This is a genomic window from Chromatium okenii, assembly GCF_016583745.1.
In the GTDB taxonomy this organism is placed as follows: domain Bacteria; phylum Pseudomonadota; class Gammaproteobacteria; order Chromatiales; family Chromatiaceae; genus Chromatium; species Chromatium okenii.
The window spans coordinates 1-2,534 of record NZ_NRRQ01000073.1 but is presented as its reverse complement, the minus strand read 5'-3'; the positions used below and the strand labels follow the sequence as shown (position 1 = coordinate 2,534).

The 2,534-nt window shown below is 62.0% G+C and carries 1 protein-coding gene; it reads right to left on the bottom strand.

The genetic code is table 11. The features are described from left to right. Positions 1-2,534, bottom strand: a 2,534-nt coding sequence (locus tag CKO12_RS14055; protein ID WP_274599933.1) for a glucoamylase family protein, incomplete at both ends; no start/stop codon positions are given.

Sequence of the window (2,534 nt, the reverse complement as noted above, 5' to 3'; positions counted from 1 at the left end):
GATTTCTCTTTTTAGAAAAGGAGGGGCAGGGGGGATTGGTGAGAGCGGCTCACCGATTCCTCGGCTCCATTCTGCAAAATGAGCACGGGTGGGGCGCAAGCGTGGCACTGGCGGCGGGAGCGGCAGACGACGCTTGAGCTGTTCCGCCAAGGTGCCGCGAGTATCACTGAGAACCACCCGCGCTACCGTCTGAAACAGAATGCGATCTTCATGGCTGATTTGATCGGCAGGGCGGATAAAGATACCGCCGCTGCGATCCATGACATGCGCCTCCACCCCCGCCGCAATCAAACCCACAATTTGATCATGCAACTGCTGGCGATACCCAGCGCGATCTTCATTCCAGATCACCAAATCCACCGTCAAACCCTTGAGACGCCAATAGGAATGCGCCTGCACCAACTGCCGCACCAGCTCAATGTTGGCGGGATCGCCGATCTGCACCAGCACCAGCGGCACATCGCCAGAAACGGCATGGCTCCACAGCCCGGATTGGCCGCGCCGATTCTGGTTGAGAATGCTGGGCTTGGCGCGGAGCGAAGCGTTGGCATACAGGATTGAACTGGCCAAGCGCCCGTAAAGCTGCACATCCGCTTGGCTGGCATTGATCTGGCGCAACACCACCTGACTGTGCGTCCACGCGAGATCAAAGACGCGGTCAGCGAGGCGCTGATCCTGATATTTGTTCACCAGACCGATCGCAAGCTCGCGGGTATCGGCGATGCCAGTGACGCGGTCGATGGTGGCGAATTGATCCGGCTCGAGGGTGATGGTGTAGCGGATGGCGATGATCGGATCCAAAACCGGGCCGGCGCTGCCAGAGAGCACTGCATCTGGGGGAAATTCCTCCCGCCCTTTTTCTAAAGGGGGGATTTGCCGATCCAGAGCTTGAGGATTGGCGAGGGTGCGGTCGCGGCCGATGAATTGCAGGCGGTCGGTTTCAAAGGAAGCGGCACTGCACGTCGCGCCGCGCACGACCATCACATGAAACAGCCACGGCGTGGCGTCGTCATCTGAGCGGGGGCGGCGGGTACACAGTAGCGCCGGTTGCGGCGTGAGGATTTCGGTCTGGACAAAGAGATTGCTAAAGGCGGGATGCAGGGCATCAGCGGCTGCCGGCGCGAGGACGACCTCGGCGTAGCTGGTGATCTCAATGCGTTGCCGGGTGCGGCTGTGGTTGGTGAGGCGCACGCGGCGCAGTTCGATGTCGTCTTCCGGGGAGACGGCGATCAGGGTGTAGGCCTCAATGGCACCATCACGGCGGCGAAATTCGGCGCGACCTTCGGAAAAGATGGCTTCGTAGCTGTCGGGTTGTTTGCGGGTGGGCTGATAGGCGGTTGACCAGAATGCGCCGCTCACGGGATCGCGCAGATAACAGAAGCTGCCCCAGGAATCGCAGGTGGGGTCTTCGCGCCAGCGGGTGACGGCGAGGTCTTTCCAGCGGCTGGAGCCGCCGCCGGCGTTGGTGACCATGACGTGATAGCGCCCATTCGACAGCAGCTTGACTTCAGGGAAGGGTGTATGCGGGCTGGTGAAGACGCGCATCTGCGCTTCGGCGGTGGCGTCGGTGGTGCGGATGGTGGTCGGTTCGCCGGTGGTGTGGGCATAGAAGACGGGGCTGGCAGGGATGCGTTCTTGCAGCAGCAGGGCGGTGGCTTGGAACAGCGGGGCGGCGAGAAAGCGCCGTTGCATCGGTCGGTCTAACAGGAGATAGGCTAAGGCGAGCAGGGTCATGCCTTGGTGATGTGCCATGAAGGAGCGCACGACGGCGCTGGTTTGTCCGCGGGGAAGGCGGGAGGGGGTGTAGTCGATGGCTTCATAAAATCCGTAGCGTCCGCTGCCTCCACTGGCGGCGAGGCGTTGGAGATTGTGGCAGGCGGCGGCGGGCGCGACCATCAATGCCAGTGCTGAAGCATAGGGGGCGATGACGAGGTCTTCGGCGAGCCAGCGTTTGAGTCCCAGTCCGGGGACGCCGAAGGCGTGATATTGATAGTTGAGCTGGAGATCAACGGTGTTGTAACCGGATTCGGAGACGCCCCAGGGCACGCCGCGCTGTTGCCCATATTCGATCTGGCGGGCGACGGCGGTGCGATAGGTTTGATCGAGCAGGGTGTGGTCGTCGGTGGGCATGACCAGCAGCGGCATGAGGTATTCAAACATGGAGCCGCTCCATGAGAGGAGTGTGGGTGCGCCGGCGGCGATGGTGAGTTGGCGGCCGAGGGCGAACCAGCTTTCTTGCGGCAGTTGTCCTTGGGCGATGGCGACGAAACTGGCCAAGCGAGCTTCGGAGGCGAGGAGGTCGTAGTAGCTGGCATCTTGGCGGCGGTCGCTGACGTTGTAGCCGATGGTGAGGAGGTGGCGGGCGTCGTCATATAAGAAGTCGTAGTCCATCTGGGCAAGCTCGCCGCTCTGGATGGCGAGCTGTTCGAGTTGGGTGATGCGAGCGCGGGCGCGGTCAATGGCGGTGCGGAGGCTGGTGGGAATTTCTCCCAACTGCCCGCTCTCAAATCCCCCCAACCCACCGATCTCAAATC